Source organism: Streptomyces sp. NBC_00525 (genome assembly GCF_036346595.1).
Taxonomy (GTDB): Bacteria; Actinomycetota; Actinomycetes; order Streptomycetales; family Streptomycetaceae; genus Streptomyces.
Genome location: NZ_CP107834.1, coordinates 6,070,546 through 6,089,682, shown reverse-complemented (window position 1 = coordinate 6,089,682; position 19,137 = coordinate 6,070,546). Strand labels below are relative to the sequence as shown.

16 protein-coding genes and 1 tRNA gene are annotated in these 19,137 nt (G+C 73.6%); 9 read left to right on the top strand and 8 right to left on the bottom strand.

Features of this window, described 5'->3' with window-relative positions; all coding sequences use genetic code 11:
* Positions 1 to 44: 44 nt before the first annotated feature.
* The 3 genes from OG710_RS26670 to OG710_RS26660 all read right to left on the bottom strand — a co-directional run bounded on the left by OG710_RS26670 (position 45) and on the right by OG710_RS26660 (position 3,804).
* A complete protein-coding gene (locus tag OG710_RS26670; RefSeq protein ID WP_330241596.1) occupies positions 45 to 1,052 on the bottom strand; it encodes a LacI family DNA-binding transcriptional regulator in 1,008 nt (335 codons plus the stop codon).
* 206 nt (positions 1,053 to 1,258) lie between these two features.
* A complete protein-coding gene (locus tag OG710_RS26665) occupies positions 1,259 to 2,512 on the bottom strand; it encodes a cytochrome P450 family protein (RefSeq protein ID WP_443064300.1) in 1,254 nt (417 codons plus the stop codon).
* A complete protein-coding gene (locus tag OG710_RS26660; protein WP_330241595.1) occupies positions 2,509 to 3,804 on the bottom strand; it encodes a cytochrome P450 in 1,296 nt (431 codons plus the stop codon). Before OG710_RS26660 ends, OG710_RS26665 begins: the two co-directional genes overlap by 4 nt.
* Positions 3,805 to 4,117: 313 nt before the next feature.
* Between OG710_RS26660 and OG710_RS26655 the strand changes: the two genes are divergently transcribed.
* The 5 genes from OG710_RS26655 (at position 4,118) to OG710_RS26635 (ending at position 9,385) form a co-directional block, all read left to right on the top strand.
* A complete protein-coding gene (locus tag OG710_RS26655) occupies positions 4,118 to 5,338 on the top strand; it encodes a helix-hairpin-helix domain-containing protein (protein WP_330241594.1) in 1,221 nt (406 codons plus the stop codon).
* A 48-nt stretch (positions 5,339 to 5,386) separates the two neighbouring features.
* Complete coding sequence (locus OG710_RS26650) at positions 5,387 to 6,115, top strand: response regulator transcription factor (RefSeq protein ID WP_330241593.1); 729 nt, start codon at positions 5,387 to 5,389, stop codon at positions 6,113 to 6,115.
* Positions 6,099 to 8,228 carry a sensor histidine kinase gene (locus OG710_RS26645; RefSeq protein ID WP_330241592.1) on the top strand — a complete coding sequence of 710 codons (2,130 nt, stop codon included), beginning with the start codon at positions 6,099 to 6,101 and terminating at the stop codon, positions 8,226 to 8,228. The genes OG710_RS26650 and OG710_RS26645 overlap by 17 nt, the downstream gene beginning before the upstream one ends.
* A 104-nt stretch (positions 8,229 to 8,332) precedes the next feature.
* Positions 8,333 to 8,707 (top strand): sortase-dependent protein, encoded by a 375-nt coding sequence (locus tag OG710_RS26640; RefSeq protein ID WP_330241591.1) that lies wholly within the window; start codon positions 8,333 to 8,335, stop codon positions 8,705 to 8,707.
* Positions 8,708 to 8,794: 87 nt separating this feature from the next.
* On the top strand, positions 8,795 to 9,385 hold the full coding sequence (locus tag OG710_RS26635; RefSeq protein WP_330241590.1) for a class F sortase: 591 nt from the start codon (positions 8,795 to 8,797) through the stop codon (positions 9,383 to 9,385).
* Positions 9,386 to 9,397: 12 nt separating this feature from the next.
* On the opposite strand, the gene OG710_RS26630 is transcribed toward OG710_RS26635, so the two are convergent.
* Both OG710_RS26630 and OG710_RS26625 read right to left on the bottom strand, forming a co-directional pair.
* Complete coding sequence (locus OG710_RS26630; protein ID WP_330242350.1) at positions 9,398 to 10,225, bottom strand: RNA methyltransferase; 828 nt, start codon at positions 10,223 to 10,225, stop codon at positions 9,398 to 9,400.
* A gap of 110 nt (positions 10,226 to 10,335) precedes the next feature.
* Positions 10,336 to 10,420: transfer RNA gene (locus OG710_RS26625), tRNA-Leu, on the bottom strand.
* Between the two features lie 164 nt (positions 10,421 to 10,584).
* Here OG710_RS26625 and OG710_RS26620 point away from each other — a divergent pair.
* Positions 10,585 to 11,889, top strand: a complete 1,305-nt coding sequence (locus tag OG710_RS26620; RefSeq protein ID WP_330241589.1) for a DUF2254 domain-containing protein — start codon at positions 10,585 to 10,587, stop codon at positions 11,887 to 11,889.
* A gap of 66 nt (positions 11,890 to 11,955) precedes the next feature.
* Here OG710_RS26620 and OG710_RS26615 read toward each other — a convergent pair whose 3' ends face one another.
* On the bottom strand, positions 11,956 to 12,906 hold the full coding sequence (locus OG710_RS26615; RefSeq protein WP_111339204.1) for a beta-ketoacyl-ACP synthase III: 951 nt from the start codon (positions 12,904 to 12,906) through the stop codon (positions 11,956 to 11,958).
* A 288-nt stretch (positions 12,907 to 13,194) separates the two neighbouring features.
* On the opposite strand from OG710_RS26615, the gene fdhD reads away from it, so the two are divergent.
* The 3 genes from fdhD to OG710_RS26600 all read left to right on the top strand — a co-directional run bounded on the left by fdhD (position 13,195) and on the right by OG710_RS26600 (position 17,061).
* Positions 13,195 to 14,043 carry a formate dehydrogenase accessory sulfurtransferase FdhD gene (gene fdhD, locus OG710_RS26610; RefSeq protein WP_330241588.1) on the top strand — a complete coding sequence of 283 codons (849 nt, stop codon included), beginning with the start codon at positions 13,195 to 13,197 and terminating at the stop codon, positions 14,041 to 14,043.
* A gap of 290 nt (positions 14,044 to 14,333) precedes the next feature.
* Positions 14,334 to 16,133, top strand: a complete 1,800-nt coding sequence (locus tag OG710_RS26605; RefSeq protein WP_330241587.1) for an AMP-dependent synthetase/ligase — start codon at positions 14,334 to 14,336, stop codon at positions 16,131 to 16,133.
* Positions 16,134 to 16,224: 91 nt separating this feature from the next.
* Entirely contained in the window at positions 16,225 to 17,061 is an 837-nt protein-coding gene (locus tag OG710_RS26600) for an aldo/keto reductase (RefSeq protein ID WP_330241586.1), read from the top strand.
* A 71-nt stretch (positions 17,062 to 17,132) separates the two neighbouring features.
* Here the strand turns inward: OG710_RS26600 and OG710_RS26595 are convergent, their stop codons facing one another.
* Both OG710_RS26595 and OG710_RS26590 read right to left on the bottom strand, forming a co-directional pair.
* A complete protein-coding gene (locus tag OG710_RS26595) occupies positions 17,133 to 18,080 on the bottom strand; it encodes a class I SAM-dependent methyltransferase (protein WP_330241585.1) in 948 nt (315 codons plus the stop codon).
* On the bottom strand, positions 18,077 to 19,072 hold the full coding sequence (locus OG710_RS26590; protein ID WP_330241584.1) for an AraC family transcriptional regulator: 996 nt from the start codon (positions 19,070 to 19,072) through the stop codon (positions 18,077 to 18,079). Before OG710_RS26590 ends, OG710_RS26595 begins: the two co-directional genes overlap by 4 nt.
* Positions 19,073 to 19,137: the final 65 nt, after the last annotated feature.

Here is a 19,137-nt window from a genome sequence, read left to right as displayed (position 1 = left end):
TCCCGCACGGGGGGCCGGCTCGTCGGCGCGGGGCCTGCCGGGGCTCAGACCGGGGCGGGCCCGGTACTCTCCCGCACCGTCAGTTCCGGGGCCAGCAGCTCGACTTCGTCGGTGCCCCGGCCGGAGAGCTTGGCGACGACCTGCTCGACGGAGCGGCGCCCCATCTCATGGGCCGGGATGGCGACGGAGGTGAGCCGCACCGACGCCTGGGAGGCCACCTGTTCGGGGCAGATCGCCACCACGGACACGTCCTCGGGCACGGCCCGGCCCTGCTGCCGCAACAGGTTGAGCAGCGGCTCCACCGCCGCCTCGTTCTGCACGATGAAGCCCGTGGTGCCGGGGCGCTCGTCGAATATCCGCGACAGTGTCTGCGCCATCGCCGCGTACCCGCCCTCGCAGGGGCGGTGCAGCACGCGGACGCCGGTCTCCCGTGCCTTGGCCCGTACGCCGTCCACGGTCCGTTCGGCGAAGCCGGTGTGCCGCTCGTAGACCGCGGCGGCCTCGCCGATGACGGCGATCTCGCGGTGGCCCAGGCCGGCCAGATGCTCCACGCAGAGCGCGCCGGTCGCCTCGAAGTCGAGGTCCACGCAGGTCAGTCCGGCGGTGTCGGCGGGCAGTCCGATGAGCACGGCGGCCCGGTCGGTCTCGCGCAGCAGCGGCAGCCGTTCGTCGTGCAGTTCGACGTCCATCAGGATCATGGCGTCGGCCAGCGAGCTGCCGGCGATCCGCCGCACCGCGGCGGGCCCCTCCTCGCCGGTGAGGAGGAGGACGTCGTAGCCGTGGGTGCGGGCGGTGGTGGCGACCGCGATGGCGATCTCCATCATCACCGGCACGTACATGTCGGTGCGCAGCGGCACCATCAGCGCGATGATGTTGGACCGGCTGCTGGCGAGCGCGCGGGCCCCGGCATTGGGGTGGTAGCCGAGCTGCTGGATGCTGCGCTCGACGCGTTCGCGGGTGGCGACGGAGATGGAGCGCTTCCCGCTGAGGACGTAGCTCACCGTGCTCGCCGAGACTCCGGCGTGCTGCGCGACCTCGGCCAGGGTGACCATGCGGCTCTCCCTCACCGGTCAGATAGGGCGAAGCGATGTAGCGAAGCGCTTCGACTCCGCTCTCCCCAGCCTTGACGTGGAGAGACAACGTGATCCTAGCTTTGCCGTGACAGTGTGTCCAGACCACTGTCGAAGCGCTTCGACACCTCTGTGCGCGTCAACTACCGCAACGATATGCTCGCCGCGTCCTCCCCCGTCGCACCGGCTCAGTCGTGGAGCACGACCGGGAAGGACGCCATGTCGTTCTGGGTCATCACCGGAAGCTTGCGCAGCTCCTCGTCGGGGACCGCGAGCCGCAGGTTGGGGAAGCGCGCGAAGAGGGCCGGCAGGGCGATGCCCGCCTCGACCCGCGAGAGGGCGGCGCCGGGGCAGATGTGCGGGCCGTGCCCGAAGGTCATGTGCCGGATGGGGGTGGGGCGGGTGATGTCGAAGGCGTCGGCGTCGGGGCCGTGCTGTTCGGGGTCGCGGCCGATCACCCGGTACGAGATGACCACGCCCTCGCCCTTGGCGATGACGCCGTCGCCCACCTGGATGTCCTCGGTGGCGAACCGCATGAGCAGATGGGTGGTGGGGGTGTCCCAGCGCAGGGTCTCCTCGATCACGGTCTCCCAGGGCACCTCCCCGTCGAGCACCATGCGGAGCTGACCGGGGTTGGCCAGCAGGGCGCGTACGGCGTTGAGGATGAGGCCGATGGTGGTCTCGTGGCCGGCGGCGACCATGGCCTTGAGGTTGCCGATGACCTCCTCCTCGGTGAGCGGCTCGCCGCCCTCCTCGGCCAGGATCAGCGCGGAGGTCAGGTCGTCGGTCGGGCGCGCGGTCTTCTCCCGTACGAGCGCGGTGTAGAAGACGTCCAGGTCGTCGAGGAGGGCGAGGCGCTCCTCCTGCGGGGTGAGCATCGAGAAGAACGCCTTGTACTGCCGGGTCAGCATGGCGTTCTCCGCCGGGTCGACGCCCATCAGCATGCCGACGACCCGCATCGGCAGCGGCTGGGCGAACACCGACTTGAGGTCGACCACCGCCCCGTCCCGGCCGCCCTCCTCCAGCGCGTCCAGCAGTTCGGCGGTGAACTTCTCGATGTCCGGCCGTATCGCCTCCAGGCGGCGGGGCGTCAGCGCCTGCGAGGTCTTGGTGCGCAGCCGGCGGTGCTCGTCCCCGTCCACGGTGAACATGGAGCGTCCCGCGTCGATCATTCCGATGAGCGGCCAGTCGCGCGTCACCACGCCGCTCTGCCACAGCCCCCATGCGTTGATGTCCTTCACCAGCCGCGGGTCGACCAGCAGCCGCCGGGCGTCCGCGTGCCGGGTGAGGGTCCAGGCGGGCACGCCCAGCAGTTCGATCCGGGCCAGCGGCCCGGCGTCGCGCAGCCGTGCCGTCTCACCGTCCAGGTCCTGGACCATGGGGTCGATGACGACGGTCGTACCGTGCTGGGCCGCCGCCTGTGCGGCATGGGGGCAGTTCACGAAGAGTCTCCTGTCGTACGTACGGGGGTGAACCGGACGGGGAGCGAAGTCGTGCCGCGCAGGAAGGCGGAGGGCCGCCGGACGAGTTCTTCGACGGGTACGTCGAGCCGGAGGTCGGGCAGCCGGTCGAGCAGCACCTCGATGCCGGTCCTGGCGATGATCTCGGCGATCTCCTGGGCGGGGAACGGGCAGCGGTACTCGCCGTGGCTGAAGGCCAGATGCGCGCCGTTGCCGCCCTGGGCCGGGCCGCCCGCGCCGGCGACGCCCTGGCGGATGAGCGGGTCGGTGTTGGCGGCGCCGAGCCCGAGCAGCACCATGTCGCCGGCGGCGATGTGCTGCCCGCCCAGCTGGGTGTCGCGCGCGGCCCAGCGGCCGGCCAGGATCTGGGTGGGGGTGTCCTCCCACAGCACCTCGTTCATCGCCTCGCCGATGCTGCGCCGGCCGCCGGCCATGGAGTCGGCGAACTCGTCCTCGGTGAGCATCAGCCGGACCGAGTTGCTGATCCAGTCGGCGGTGGGGAGGTGCCCGGCGGCCGTGACCGCCATCAGGTCGAGCGTGTACTCCTCGTCGGTGAACTCCGCGGGGAATTCGAGCATCCGGGAGGTCACGTCGTCGCCCGGCACGGCCCGCTTCGACGCGAGCAGCCGCGCCATCAGCTCGCCGAAGCGCAGATGCGCGCTCTGCGCCTCGGGGCCGCCGTCGGCCAGGTCCTTGAGCACCCGCGCGATCTCGGCGCCCTCCTCGTCCGGGAAGCCGATCAGACGGGCGAGGACGAGCACGGGGAGCGGTTCGCAGAACTCGGCGACGAGGTCGGCGGTGCCCCGCGCGCACACCGCGTCGACCAGCCGGTCGGCCAACTGCTCGCAGTGGCCCCGGATCTGGAACGGGTCGGCGCCTTCGAGGGCGGGTCCGACCATGCGGACGTGCCGGCGGTGCTCCTCGCCCGCGGTGAAGTAGATGGACGGCATGGGCCGCCCGACCATCGGCAGCAGGGGCCAGTCGTCCGGGACGTGCGGCCACTGGTTCCAGAGGCCGACGTCGCGCGGGAACAGCTCCCCGTCGCTGGTGACCCGGTGCAGTTCGCGGTAGCCGACGACCAGCCAGGCGGGGAAGCCGCCCGGCAGTTCGACGGGCACGACCGGACCGTGGTCGCGGCGCATGGCGCGGTACACGGTACGGGGCTCTGCCTGGAAGCCGGGACCCCAGAGCGGCACCGCGCCGGCGTGCGCCGGGCAGCCGGAGGGGGCGGACGGAGAAACCGGCGCGGACTCTGCCGGGGAAGGGCGTGTCATGAATCCTGATTTCTATGGCGACAACAGCACGCGTCACAATCACGCGGTCAACATCCGCTCACTATAAGTGAGTTTGCGTGCAGTGGGCCGGTCAATCGTGATCAATTCCCAGCAGTGGACGGTCATAACCATCGAACGGCCCGATCACTCGCGACAGCCGGGGGCGGCGGGCGCCGAGTACGGTCCACAGCACTGCCCGGTCCGGGCAGAATCCGGCCCGTTCCACTGCCGACTCCCGTTCTTGCGGGCCCCCTCCGGCCGGGACGATGCTGGCAGCGCCGTACGCACCGCCGACAGGACACGGGGACACCGGGTGAGACACAAGCCGTTCTTCCGCTGGGTACTGGCGCTCGGTCTGCTGCTCCTCACCGGCTCCGCCCTCGCCTACTCGCTCGCTCCGGACATGCCGGAACTCCGCCAGGTCGGGCTGACCGTGCTCTCCGAGAAGAAGGACGGCACCTGCTCGGTGCGGTGGACGGACCCCTTCGACCGCACCACCCGGACGGGCACCTACCGGTGCGACCCCGACCGCGATCCGCTGCTGAAGCCGCCCTACCACGACCCGGAGACGCGCACCGGCTACGAGAGCGGCTTCGTGGTCGCCGAGGGCTCCGGCAGGGGCCGGCTGTACAACCTCGGCGAGGACGACGCGGCGGTCGATCGCTGGATCGACATCTCCGACAGGCTGGCGGTGTTCGGGCTGCTGCTGATCACCACCGGCGTCATCGGCGGCAACGTCCGCGCGGCGGCCCGGATGAGCGGTGTCAGCCGGGGCGTCATCGACCGGGCATGGCGGCTGGCCGGGGCCGCGGCCTCGGTGGAGGAGGACCGCGCGCGGGCCGTCGAAGCGGTCCGCACGGCATGGGAACCCCTGCACCGGGAGCGGGTCCGCGAGGAGTTGGGCACCGTCCCGGTGACCCGGCTGCGCGACGACGAGCGGCGCCGGTTCCGTACCAAGGAGTGGGAGCGGGCGGGCATCACCACCGTGCGCGATGTCCTCGACGCGGGCGAGTGGCGGCTGGGACAACTGCCCGGCGTGGGACGGCGTACGGCCGAGAAGGCGCTCGCCGCCGCGCGGTGGACGGCCGAGGGGGTGAGCGCCGACACGCTGGTACGCCTGGCCGCCGGCCGGTCCGATCCCCGGGCGGACTCCCTCGTCACCGCGCTGCGCGTGCTGGTGGAGGCGGGCCCCGAGGGACGGGCCGCCGCGGCAGCGGCCACGGAGCTGGCCTGCCGCCTGGAACCCCTGCTGGACGACGCCTCCCCCGCCGCCGATCTCACCTCCATGCTCGGCGCGGGTCCGGAGCGCCGCCGCCGCGCCCGGACCGCCGTGGCCGGACTGCGCCTTGTACTGGCTGAGGCCGAGGGCGCCGGCACCGGCCCCCGCTTCGGGCAGACCTCCGTCGACCTGCTGCGGGCTCCGGGCGGCGAACTGGACGTGCTGGGGGCCTGGACGGACTTCGAACGGCGCCCGGAGGAGTACTACGCGGCGCTCGCCGAGGCCACCAGGGACGCCCACCGCCTCGTCGCCTGAGACGCCGCGCCGGGGAGCACGCCGAACGGGCCCCTTACGATCGAGCAGGTGTGCGCAAACGTGATCGTCGCCGAAGACGACGAGAATCAGGCCGAACTCCTCCGCCGCTACCTGGAACGCGAGGGTCACCGGGTGACCCTCGCCCCGGACGGGCTCGCGGCGCTCGACGCGGTGCGGCAGCGGGAACCGGATCTGCTGGTCCTCGATGTGATGATGCCGCGCGCGGACGGCCTCGACGTCGTACGGGTGCTGCGCGCGGAGCACCGGGAGCTGCCGGTGCTGATGGTCACGGCCCGCACCACCGAGGACGATCTGCTGCTCGGGCTCGATCTGGGCGCCGACGACTACGTCACCAAGCCGTACAGCCCGCGTGAGCTGATGGCCCGGGTGCGTACGCTGCTGCGCCGCAACCGGCACGGCGCGGGCGGCGATCCGGACGGGGCGGGGGTGCTGCGGGTGGGGGCGCTGGTCGTCGATCCGGGCCGGCACGTGGTGACCGTGGACGGGGCTGCGGTGGAGTGCACACCGGGCGAGTTCCGGATTCTGTCCGCGCTGGCGGCCGAGCCGGACCGGGTGTTCTCCCGGCAGCGGCTGCTGGCCGAACTGCACGGCTTCGACCGCTACATCAGCGACCGGACCGTCGATGTGCACGTCATGAATCTGCGCAAGAAGATCGAACCGGCCCCGCGCCGGCCCGTCCGGCTGCTCACCGTCTTCGGTGTCGGCTACAAGCTGACGGACCCGGCGAAGGCGGCGGGCCGTGCGGCGACCGCGTAGCGCGGGGCGGCGGCCGGGTGCGGGCGGTGCCCGGCGGGGCGTGCCGCTGCGCAAGAGCCTGTTCGCGCGGCTGCTGGCCGTCTCGGCGCTGGTCGCGGCGTGCTCGGTGGCGGCGACGGCGTGGCTGGCGGTGCAGACGACGTCCGGTGCGATCCGCCAGGAGCAGGGCCAGAACCTGGCCGCCGACGCCCGGATCTACCACCGGCTGCTCGGTTACGCGGCGACGCATCCGACCTGGGAGGGCGTCGGGCGGACGGTGCGCGACCTGGCCGCGCAGTCGGGCCGGCGGATCGCCCTGACCACCCAGTCCCGCGCCCCGCTCGCCGACTCGGCGGCATCCGGCGCGGCGGCGCTGCCGGCCCAGGCGTCGGCGGTGGTCGATCCGCTGTCCGTGGACACCGCACTGGCCGCCCAGGGCTCCGGCGCCGGGGCGACGGGCACCACCACGGACCGGGTCGACCCGCGCGCGGTGGGGCCGTTCCGGCTGCCGGCCGCCGAGCGGGACCGGCTGCGCGGGGCCGCCGACCGGGCCGCGGCCTGCCTCGGCGACTACGGGATCGCGGCGGACGTGGTCGCCGGGGCGAGCGGCCGGCCGCTCATCCAGGTGGTGGGCGGCAACGATCCGGAGCGCGTCCGGGGCACCGGCTGCGCGCTGGACGCCCTGGACGCGCCCACCGCCACCGAGCGCAAGGCGCTGAAGGCCCTCACCCAGCTGGCCGACGCCTGTCTGGAGCGCCAGGGCCGCGACGGCGTCCAGCTGAAGCTCGGGGTGTCCTGGGGGCAGGCGGCGCAGCCGGTTCCGGCGGAGGCGGTGCCCGTGCCCGCCTCGGCGGTGCCGACCCTGCCGCCGACCGCCGTCCCGAGCGACGCGCCGAGCGTCGCGCCCCGCGCGGAGCCGAGCCCGGTGCCGAGCACCGTGCCGGGCCCCGGGGACGAGCAGGCGGCCGTCACCAGTGAGGACGACCGGGCCGTCGCGTCCTGTGTGGGCGCCGCCCGCCGGGAGCAGCTCGGTTCGTACGTCGCCTCGCCCGCGCTGCTGTTCATCGGCGATCCGGGCGGCGCCACCGTGCCCGGCTTCGACCTCTCACCGGCGAACACCGCACGGATCGCGGGCGCGGCCGCCCTGGTGCTGGCGCTCACGGTGGGCGCCTCGGTGCTCGTCGGCGCCCGGCTCGTGCGCCCGCTGCGGGATCTGACGGGCGCCGCGCAGCGGATGCGGGACGGGGAGGACACCGCGCCGGTGGTGGTGGCCGCGGACAACGAGCTCGGCCGGCTGGCCGCCGCGTTCAACGACATGTCCGCGCACCGCGCCCGGCTGGAGGCCCAGCGCAAGGCGATGGTGAGCGATGTCGCCCACGAGCTGCGCACCCCGCTCAGCAACATCCGGGGCTGGCTGGAGGCGGCGCAGGACGGGGTGGCCGACCCGGACCCGGAGTTCATCGCCTTCCTGCACACGGAGGCGGTCCAGCTCCAGCACATCATCGACGACCTCCGGGACCTGGCGCAGGCCGACGCGGACGCGCTGCGGCTGCATCCCGAACCGGTGCGGATCGAGGAGCTGTTGGGGCAGGTCGCCGCCGCGCACCAGGCCGGCGCCGAGGCGGCGGGCGTGGCGCTGAGCGTGGCGCCGTCCCCGGCGGACCGGCCGCCGCCCCGGCTGACGGCCGATCCGGTCCGGCTGCGGCAGGCGGTGGGCAACCTGGTGTCCAACGCGGTACGGCACACCCCGGCGGGCGGCACGGTGACGCTGCGGCCGTACGGCTCCGAGGACGGGGGCGCGGTGCTGGTGGATGTCGCCGACACGGGCAGCGGGATTCCGGCGGCGGACCTCGCGCGGGTGTTCGACCGGTTCTGGCGGGGCGAGAAGTCCCGGAACCGCCGTACCGGCGGCAGCGGCCTCGGGCTGGCGATCGTCCGCAAACTCGCGGAGGCGCACGGCGGTTCGGCCACGGCGGTGAGCACCCCGGACGAGGGCTCGGTGTTCACGCTCCGCCTCCCGGCCGACGGCCCGGCGGCGGGAGGCACGGGTGCGCCGGGCACGGCAGGAGGGGCAGGTGCGGTGGTGCGGGACGGTTCCGGCGGCGACCCTGATGCGATGAACACAACGATCTGACAGCTTCCTCACAACTTGGCGCGAGCCTGTCCGCATGCCTCGCGCCCGGTGCGCACCCGCACCGCGGCCGTTCTCCGAGGCCCATCCGGAACGGAGCCCTGCCCATGCCCCTGCGCACCACCCTGCGTACCGCCCTGCTCGCCGCCGTCGCGGCCGGCGCGGTGTGCGTACCGGCCACCGCGGCCTTCGCCGACTCCACCCCGTCGGCGGCGCCGAGCAAGCAGTCCGCCGAGCCGACGGTCGTACCGTCGCCCGAGCCGACGCTGCCGCCGTCGGACCAGCCGTCCGCCGTGCCGTCCGCCGTGCCTTCGGCGGTGCCCTCCGAGGCGCCGCGCGGCGGCGTCGCGGCCGGTGAGCACCCGGCCGGCTCCTCGGACGACAGCACGGCCGTGATCGCGGGCTCCGCGGCCGGCGCGCTGCTGCTGGCCGGTGCCGGGACGGTCGTCCTGCGCCGCCGTACCGCCCGCCGCGACGGCTGACCCGTCCCGCAGCCGATGAACGCGGTGGCGCCGCCCGGTCGACCGGGCGGCGCCACCGCCGTACGCACGATCCTGGAGCCCCCTCGTATGCCCCGCACCCACCGCGCCGCCCTGCCGGTCGCCGCCCTGGCCCTCACCGCGCTCGCCGCCCTCACCGGCTGCTCCGGCGACCCCGCCCCGGCGGCGGAGAAGTCACCGGCGGCGGTCCGGACCCCCGCCGAGAGCCCGGCCGCCGCCCGGCCCCCCGCCCATGTGTCCATCCCGTCCCTGGGCGTGGACTCCGACATCATGCGCCTGGGCCTCAACCCGGACCGGACCGTCGAGGTGCCCCCGGCCGACCGGGGCATGACGACCGGCTGGTACACGGGCAGCGCCGTGCCCGGCGAACCGGGCGCGGCGGTCCTGATCGGCCACAACGACACCCGCTACGGTCGGGCCGTCTTCCACGACCTGAAGAAGATCGCCGAGGGCGCCGACATCGTCGTACGGAACGCGGACGGCAAGGAGGTCCACTTCGAGGTCACGGCCCGCGAAACGGTCCGCAAGGACGACTTCCCCACCGCCCGCGTCTACGGCCGCACCACGGAACGCGCCCTGCGCCTGATCACCTGCGACGGCGCGATCGACGCGGACGGCCACCCGGTGGACAACCTGATCGTGTACGCGAAGCGAACGTGACGCCCGGCCCGCTCAGCCCTGGGCCCGGCGCTTCGCCAGGCGCTGGCGGCGGGCCTCGTAGAGCACGATCGATGCCGCGTTGGAGGCGTTGAGGGAGCTGGCGGAGCCCGTCATCGGGATGCTGACGACGTGGTCGCAGTGCTCGCGCCAGGCGTTGCTCAGGCCCGTCGTCTCGTTGCCGACGAGCAGCAGCACCGGGCCGGTGAGGTCGAACTCGGAGGCGTCGCACTCGCCGTCCTCGTCGGTGCCGACGACCAGGACGGGTCGGCCCCGGCCGCGTTCGGCCTCCAGCCACTGGGCGACCTCGTGGTGCGAGGGGGTGCGGACCACGGGGAGGGCGAAGAAGGAGCCGGTGGTCGCGCGGACCGCCTTCGGGTCGTACGGGTCGGCCGCGTGGCCCGTGACGACGAGGCCGCGGGCGCCGAAGGCGTCGGCGGAGCGGATGATGCTGCCGATGTTGCCGGGCTGCGTCGGGCGGTCGAGGGCGACGCCGAGGAAGTCGTCGTCGACCGGGATGCGGGCCAGGTCGTCGGGGGCCATCTCGACCACCGCCAGGACCTCCGGGGCGCCCTCCGCCTTCTCGCTCAGCTCCGCCAGCAGCTCCGGGGCCATGGCGATGCGCTCCGCGGTGCTCCCGCGCATCAGCTCCCCCGCCCAGCGGGACAGCGGGCGGCTCGCGTCGTACAGGAGGGTGCGCACCGTCCAGCCGTGCTCGACGGCCATGGTGATCGGCCGGACGCCCTGCACGATGAACTCGCCGGCGCGTCCGCGCTTGGTCCGGTTGGTGAGCAGCGTCTGGAACTGCTGAAAGCGGGCGTTGCGGGTCGTGATCCGCTGCACAGCCACCGGGGGTCCTCCAAGGGGTGATCGGGCGCTCCGGAGGCGGCGCGGGGCCGCCCCGGAAACCAGAAATTCCCACGGTTCGCGATGAACCGTGGGAACTGGATGAGTGTCCGAGGGGGGACTTGAACCCCCACGCCCGATAAAGGGCACTAGCACCTCAAGCTAGCGCGTCTGCCATTCCGCCACCCGGACCAGGTGATCCGCCCCGGTCTCCCGCGGCGACAAGGAAAACAATACCAGGGGTTGGGAGTGCCCCTCACCTGCATATCCGGTGGCCGGACGGTGGACGACGGGTCGGCGGCGGGTCGGCGGCGGGGTCCGCCGGGCGGGGCGCGCGGCGGGTTACTTTCCCCTCCATGAGAGATCGCGGCCCCCGTCCTCCCCGCGCCCTGTCACCCCTGCGCGAACATCTGCGCGAGACGTTCTGGTTCGCCCCCGCCCTGACGCTCGTCTGCGCCTTCGTGCTGTGGTTCGCCGCGGCGGCGGTGGACGAGCAGCTGGTCTCGTATCTGCGCCGGGAACAGGCGTACGACGACATCCAGGACCTGGTGTCGGTCGCCGAGGACACCAAGCAGATCGTCGTCACGGTCAGCTCGGCGATGATGACCTTCATCGGTGTGGTCTTCAGCATCTCGCTGGTCGCGGTGCAGATGGCGAGCGGGCAGCTCACCCCCAGGGTGGTGCGGATCTTCATCCGCAGCCGGATCAGCAAGCTCACCCTGTCGGTGTTCCTGGCGACGTTCGTGTTCTCGCTGCTGGTCCTCAGCTCGTACGAGAGCGAGACCGACCCGCGCCTGGTCACCTCGCTGCCGTTCGTGCAGAGCGTGCTGACCGCCGTGCTCGTCGGGCTCAGCCTGCTGCTGTTCATCGGCTACGTCAGCTCCACGCTGCGCCTGATGCAGGTCGGACCGGTCCTCGACCGCATCACGCGGGACACCTTCCGGGTGCTGGGCCGGATGCCGGCGGGGCGTCCGGCGACGGAGCCGCTGCCCGCCGAGACGGGGCAGATCCTGTACGAGGGACGGGCCGGGGTCCTCCGGGACGTCAACGTGGCACGGCTGGTGCGGACCGCCCGCCGCCAGGGTGTGGTGCTCCGGCTGATCCCCCGGCTCGGGGACTTCGTGGTGCCGGGGACGCCGGTGCTGGCCGTGCACGGCGGGGCGGCGCCGCCCCGGCACGCGCTGCGCTACACGGTCTCGGTGGGCGTGCAGCGCACCCCGCACCTGGATCTGGCGTTCGGGCTGCGCCAGTTGTCGGACATCGCGCTGCGGGCGCTGTCCTCGGCGGTGAACGACCCGACGACGGCCGTGCAGTGCCTGGACCGGATCGTGCAGTTCCTGGCCGCCGCGGTGCGGCTGCCGCTGGGCACCGTGCACCACCGGGACCGCACGGGTGCGGTGCGGCTGGTGCAGGAGGTGCCGTCGTGGGAGGACCTGGTGGACCTCGGGTTCGAGGAGGTACGGCGGTGCGCGGCGCCCGCCCCGCAGGTGACGCGGCGGCTGCTGGCAGGGATCGACGACCTGGTGCGGCTGGCCGGGCCGGAGCGGCGGGGGCCGCTGGTCCGGCATCGTGCCCTGCTGGTGCAGAACGTGCAGCGGGCGGTGCCGGACGCTGCCGAGCGCGCGTTCGCGCTGCGCCCCGACCGGCAGGGCATCGGCTGAACGGTTCGCCCGCGCCGCCCGGTGGCGGCCGGGGAGGGGGTCCGGGCGCGCCTCACGGGCAGCGGATCACGGGCAGCGAATCACCTGGCCCGCGTAGCTCAGGTTGCCGCCGAAGCCGAAGAGCAGGACCGGGGCGCCGCTCGGGATCTCGCCGCGCTCGACCAGCTTGGACAGGGCCATGGGGATCGAGGCGGCCGAGGTGTTGCCGGAGTCGACCACGTCGCGGGCGACGACGGCGTTGACCGCGCCGATCCTGCGGGCGACGGGTTCGATGATCCGCAGGTTGGCCTGGTGCAGGACGACCCCGGCCAGGTCCTCCGGGGTGAGGCCCGCCCGCTCGCACACCTGCCGGGCGATGGGGGGCAGCTGGGTGGTGGCCCAGCGGTAGACCGACTGGCCCTCCTGCGCGAAGCGCGGCGGGGTGCCCTCGATGCGGACGGCGTCGCCCATGCCGGGGACCGATCCCCACAGCACGGGGCCGATGCCGGGCCGCTCCGCGTCCGCCGGGTCGGCGACGACGACCGCCGCCCCGGCGCCGTCACCCATCAGGACACAGGTGGAGCGGTCGGACCAGTCGACGATGTCGCCCATCTTGTCGGCGCCGATGACCAGGGCGCGGGTGGCGGCTCCGGCCCGCAGGGCGTGGTCGGCGGTGGCGAGGGCGTGGGTGAAGCCGGAGCACACCACGTTGATGTCCATCACCGCGGGCGAGGCCATGCCGAGGCGGGCGGCCACCCGCGCCGACATGCTCGGTGAGCGGTCGATGGCGGTGGAGGTGGCGACCAGCACCAGGTCGATGTCGGCCGGCTGGAGCCCGGCCGAGGCCAGCGCCTTGGCCGCCGCGTGCGCGGCCAGTTCGTCCACCGGCTCGTCGGGGCCGCCGATGTGGCGGGTCCTGATACCGACGCGGCTGGTGATCCACTCGTCACTGGTGTCCACCATGGCCGCCAGGTCATGGTTGGTCAGCACCTTGGCGGGCTGGTAGTGGCCGAGTGCGACGACACGTGAGCCGGTCATGCAGGTTCCCCTCGCTCCATCTGTCTGGAACCATCCAGTCTTGGTCGCTACCGACCGGTACGGGGGCAGGTGATCCCACAGGATTACCGGCTCCGCCTTGGAGGGGCTGCGCTTGGCAAGGGCCGGGGACGGCTTCGGACCCGGCCGTCCGGTTGCGGCGGCGCGTTCCGGGTGCAGGACAATATGACAGTCGGGGCCCCTCCGCCGCAGGTGGGTCCGGTGGCTCCCGGCAGCCGCCGCCCGGCGCCGCTCGGGCCCTCGTACGCACAGAAATCGGGTTCAACGGTCATGGGACGGGTCACCGAGCGCCGCCGCACCATCCGCATCCGGGACGGGGCCGTCTCCACCCGGCCCGACACCCTCGTCGCCGAGGAGCCCCTGGAGATCCGGCTCGACGGCAGACCGCTCGCCATCACCATGCGCACACCGGGCGACGACTTCGCGCTGGCGGCGGGGTTCCTGGTCAGCGAGGGGGTGATCGGCGGGCAGGCCGACGTGCGGTCGATCGTGTACTGCGCCGGCGCGACCGCCGAGGGGGTCAACACGTACAACGTGGTGGACGTCGCCCTGGCGCCGGGCGTCGAGGTCCCCGACATCACGCTGGAGCGCAACGTCTACACCACCTCGTCCTGCGGGCTGTGCGGCAAGGCGAGCCTGGACGCCGTCCGCACCACGACCCGGCATCCGGTCGCCGACACTCCCCCGCTGCGGATCGCGCCCGAGCTGCTGGCCGTGCTCCCGGACCGGCTGCGGGCCGCCCAGCGGGTCTTCGACCGGACCGGCGGGCTGCACGCGGCGGCGCTGTTCTCCGAGACGGGCGAGCTGGTGGACGTCCGGGAGGACGTGGGGCGGCACAACGCGGTGGACAAGCTGGTGGGGCGGGCGCTGACGGACGGCCGGCTGCCGCTGTCCCGCTCGATCCTGCTGGTGTCGGGCCGGGCCTCGTTCGAGCTGGCGCAGAAGGCGGTGATGGCCGGCATCCCCGTGCTGGCGGCCGTCTCGGCGCCCTCGTCGCTGGCCGTGGACCTGGCCGCGGAGACGGGGCTGACCCTGGTCGGCTTCCTGCGGGGGCCCTCGATGAACGTGTACGCGGGCGAGCACCGCATCGCGCTGGAGTCCGCCGGCGCCACCCCCTGACCACCGGAAACGGCGGTGGTCGCACCCGTGCGGAGCGGTGGCCGAATCCGTACACGGCGGTGGCCGCACCGTACGGATTCGGTGGAGATTCCGGCGCGAACCGCTTACCCGGCGGTCCCAAGCGCGCCCGAGCCTTGCCCATCTGGCCGGATTTCGGTCCCTGACCAGTGCGTATCCCCAGCGGTACGGAACGCTCCGGACCCTCCCGCGAAGGCGCCGGGTGGGGTAGCGTCGCGGCGCTGTGCAAAGCCCCGAGGAGCAGGTCATTGCGCGAGTTCACTGTCCCAGCCATGGCGGCCGCGCCCCTCGTGGGTGGCCTCGCCGACGTGGTGTTCGATCATGCCGAGACGCAGCCGCACCGGGTCGCGCTCGGCCGAAAAGATGCGGACGGGCGCTGGCAGGACGTCACATCGGTGGCGTTCCGCGACGAGGTGCTGGCGCTGGCCAGGGGGCTCATCGCGCACGGGGTGCGGTTCGGCGACCGGGTCGCCCTGATGTCGCGCACCCGCTACGAGTGGACCCTGTTCGACTTCGCCCTGTGGGCGGTCGGCGCGCAGTCGGTCCCGGTCTATCCGACGTCCTCGGCGGAGCAGGTGCTGTGGATGCTGCACGACGCCGAGGTGTCGGCGGTGATGGTGGAGCACGAGGACCACGCGATGACGGTGGCCTCGGTCATCGACCGGCTGCCGGGGCTGAAGCGGCTGTGGCAGCTGGACGCGGGCGCGGTGGCGGAGCTGGTGGAGGCGGGCGCGGGCGTCGGGGACGAGGTGGTGCACCGGCACCGGCGGGCGGTGACCCCGGAGTCGGTGGCGACGGTCGTCTACACCTCCGGCACCACGGGCCGGCCCAAGGGCTGTGTCCTCACGCACGCCAACCTCATGTTCGAGACGGACACCATGGCCGCGCGCTGGCAGTCGGTGTTCCACTCCCGGCCGGGTGACGAGGCGTCGACGCTGCTGTTCCTGCCGCTGGCGCACGTCTTCGGGCGGATGGTCGAGGTCGCCGCGATCCGGGGCCGGGTGAAGCTGGGCCACCAGCCGGAGCTGGCGGCGAAGGCGCTGATGCCGGACCTGGTCTCGTTCCGTCCCACGTTCGTCCTGGCGGTGCCGTACATCTTCGAGAAGGTCTTCGACACGGCCCGGCGCAGGGCCGAGGCGGAGGGCAGGGCGGGGCCGTTCGACAAGGCGGTCGACGTCGCGGTGAAGTACGCGGAGGCGATGGAGGCGCGGGCCTTCGGCACCGGGCCCGGCCCGGCGGCCGGGCTGCGGGTGCAGCACCAGTTCTTCGACAAGGTGGTGTACCGGAAGGTCCGTGAGGCGATGGGCGGCCGCATCCGGCACGCCATGTCGGGCGGCTCGGGCATGGAGCGCCGGCTCGGGCTGTTCTTCGCGGGCGCCGGGGTGACGGTGTACGAGGGGTACGGGCTGACCGAGACGACGGCGGCGGCCACCGCGAACCCGCCGGAGCGCACCCGGTACGGCACGGTCGGGCAGCCGATCCCCGGCACCACGGTGCACATCGCGGACGACGGCGAGGTGTGGGTGTACGGGGACCACGTCTTCGGCGGCTACCTGGGCAACCCGGAGGCCACCGCCGCGGTGCTCAACGACGGCTGGCTGGCCACCGGCGACCTGGGCTCGCTGGACGAGGACGGCTATCTGACGATCACCGGGCGGAAGAAGGAGATCCTGGTGACGTCCGGCGGCAAGAGCGTCTCGCCGGCCGCGCTGGAGGAGCGGGTGCGGGCGCATCCGCTGGTGGCACAGTGCATCGTGGTCGGCAACGACCGGCCGTTCGTCGCGGCGCTGGTCACCCTCGACCAGGACGCCGTGGAGCACTGGCTCACGATGCGGGGGCGCACCGCGCTGACGCCGGGCGAGCTGGTGCGCGACCCGGATCTGGAGATGGAGGTGCGCCGGGCGGTGGTGGCGGCGAACACCGCGGTCTCGCAGGCGGAGTCCATCCGTACGTTCCGCATCCTGGCCCACCGGTTCAGCGAGGAGCACGGGCTGCTGACGCCGTCGCTGAAGCTGAAGCGCAGGGCCATCGAGGCGGCGTACGAGGCCGAGGTGGACGCGCTGTACCGCTGAGCGGACGAAAGGGTCCGGTGCCGGGAATGCGCGGGCGCCCTTGATCGTTGTACGCGGGAGACCCACCCCTCAACGTTAGGATCGTCCGCTCGTGAGCCAGGTACCCTCCCTCACTCTCAACAACGGCGTCGAGATGCCCCAGCTCGGTTTCGGTGTCTGGCAGGTGCCGGACGACGAGGCGACGAAGGCGGTCGCCACCGCCATCGAGTCCGGGTACCGCAGCATCGACACCGCCGCGATCTACCAGAACGAGACGGGTACGGGCAGGGCCATCGCCGCCTCCGGCGTCCCCCGCGACGAGCTGTTCGTGACCACCAAGGTGTGGAACACCGAGCAGGGCCACGACTCCACGCTGCGCGCCTTCGACGCCTCCCTGGCCAAGCTGGGCCTGGAGTACGTCGATCTGTATCTGATCCACTGGCCGGTCCCGGCCAAGGACGCGTACGTGGACACCTACCGCGCGCTCGAGAAGATCCACGCCGAGGGCCGGGCCAGGGCCATCGGTGTGTCCAACTTCCTCCCGGAACACCTGGAGCGGCTGCTCGGCGAGACCTCCGTGGTGCCGGCGCTCAACCAGATCGAGCTGCACCCGCAGCTCCAGCAGGCGGAGTCCCGCGCGCTGCACGCCGAGCACGGCATCCTGACGGAGGCGTGGTCGCCGCTGGGCTCCGGCAAGGGGCTCCTGGAGGTTCCGACGGTCGTCGCGGTCGCCCGAAAGCACGGCCGTACGCCCGCCCAGGCGGTGCTGCGCTGGCACATCCAGACGGGGAACGTGGTGATCCCGAAGTCCGTGACGCCGTCGCGGATCGCGGAGAACATCGACGTGTTCGACTTCGAGCTGGACGCCGACGACCTGGCCGCGTTCGCGGCGCTGGACGAGGGGAAGCGGCTCGGCCCGAATCCGGGCGAGTTCAACCTCGGCGCCTGACCGCCGCACTCCCGCCGGGCCGCCGCCCCGCTCCTTCGCGAGCGGGGGCGGCGGCTTCGTCGTGTCCGGGGTCAGGCGACGCGCCGGCCCAGGTGGAGGGTGCGGGCCAGCAGCAGGAAGACGTCGGGGCGCCGGTGCAGCCCGGCCGGGTCTTCGGGGTCGAGCAGCCGGTCGAGGACGGCGTTGTCCTCGGCGTCGAGGTGGTCGCGCAGCCCGTCGCGGCGGCGGGTGAAGTCGGCGACGACCTGTTCGCGGGCCGGGTCGGGGAGCGGGGCGGGCAGGTCGAGCAGGAAGCTGCGGGTGCCCTGCGGGGTGAGGCCCGCCGCGCCGAACAGGGCGGCCCAGTCCTCCACCTCGCGCCGGGCGTCGGGCAGTTCGGCGCGCATCGTCTGGAAGAGCTCCGCCTCGGCGGCCTCCATCCGAGCCTCCAGACCGGGCCGGCCGAAGCCGAGGTCGCGCGGGAGCTGCCGGGGCTGGAGGCCGCCCTCGACAAGGGCGACGGTGCCGCCGGGGCGCAGCAGCGAGCCGAATCCGGCGAGCACGGCGCGCTGGTCGCCCATGTGGTGCAGGGTGTTGCCCGCCCAGATCAGATCGGCCTCGCCCAGCTCGGGGAGTTGTCCGGGGAGGGTGGCGTGCAGGGTGGTGACGCGGTCGGCGAGGCCGAGCCGCCGCGCGCGGGCGCGGGTGCGTTCGAGGAGCGCGGGGGTGCCGTCGACGGCGACGATCTCGGCGTCCGGGAAGACCTCGGCGAGCAGGCAGGCGACGACGCCGGGGCCGGCGCCGACGTCCAGGACCCGGCGGACCTCGGGCGCGTTGGGCAGGGCGGCGATCCAGCGGGCCGCCTCGGTGTACTGCCCGGCGCTGAGTTCGGCGTTCCGTTCCAGGAGCGGGGCCATGACGTCCCAGTCGGGTTCGCCGCCGCCGTGGCCGCCGTGGTGGTGTCCGTGGGCGGGGCGATCGTGGTGGAGGCCCTGGTGGCCGTCGTCGTGGGGGTGCCCGTGGCCGGTGTGGTTGCTCATGGCTCCAGCGTCGCCACGCCCGGGTCCACGCGCAAACTTCCTTGCCGTTCCGGCAAGCCGCCGCCCTTGCGGTACTCCTGCGGGCTGACGCCGCGTACGCGTTTGAAGGCGGTGCTGAACGCGAAGGCCTGGCTGTAGCCCACCTTGCGGGCCACGGCCTCGACGGTGGCGTCGGTCTCGCGCAGGAGGTCGGCCGCGACGGCGAGGCGGCGGCCGGTGAGATAGGCCATCGGCGGCTCCCCCACCAGTTCGGTGAACCGGCGGGCGAGGGCGGCCCGTGAGACGCCCGCCCTGGCGGCGAGCGCGGCGACGGTCCAGGGGTGTGCGGGCTCGTCGCGCAGCAGACGCAGCGCGAGGCCGACGACCGGGTCGCCCATGGCCACGTACCAGGCGGGCGGTTCGGCGCCGGGGCGGGAGAACCAGGTGCGCAGCGCGGCGACGAGCAGGAGGTCGAGGAGCCGGTCGAGCATCAGGCTCTGCCCCGGCTCGTCCCGCGCGATCTCGTCGCCCAGCAGGGCGAGGAGCGGGCCGGTGCGGCCGCCGGCGGGCAGGACGAGGAGCGGGGGCAGGGCGTCCAGCAGGCGGGCGCTGATCTCGCCGTCCAGGAGGTAGGTGCCGACGAGGACGGTCGCCGAGCCGTCGCGGGCGTTGCCCCAGGTCCGTACGCCCAGCTCCATGGACTGGGACAGCGGCTCGCCGCGCAGGGTGGCGCAGCTGCCGCCGGGTCCGATGCGGGCGTGCGGGTCGGTGTCCGGGTGGCCGGCGACGGTGTACGGCTCGGGGCCGCGCGCAATGGCCAGGTCGCCGGGGCGCAGCGGGACGGGTTCGGCGTCCCCGTCGGGCACGATCCAGGCCTCGCCGCCGGTCGCGGCCATCAGGCAGAGCGGGGCGCGGTCCTCGATCCGTACGGACCAGGGCGGTTCCATCACCATGCGCAGGAGCAGCGCGCCCCGCGCCCGCGGCCCGTCCAGCAGTTCGGCCAGTGCGTCCATGAGCAGCAGCGTAGACGCAGGCGTAGGGAGCCGAGAGCCTCGGGGATGGGGCGGGCGGGCGGTTC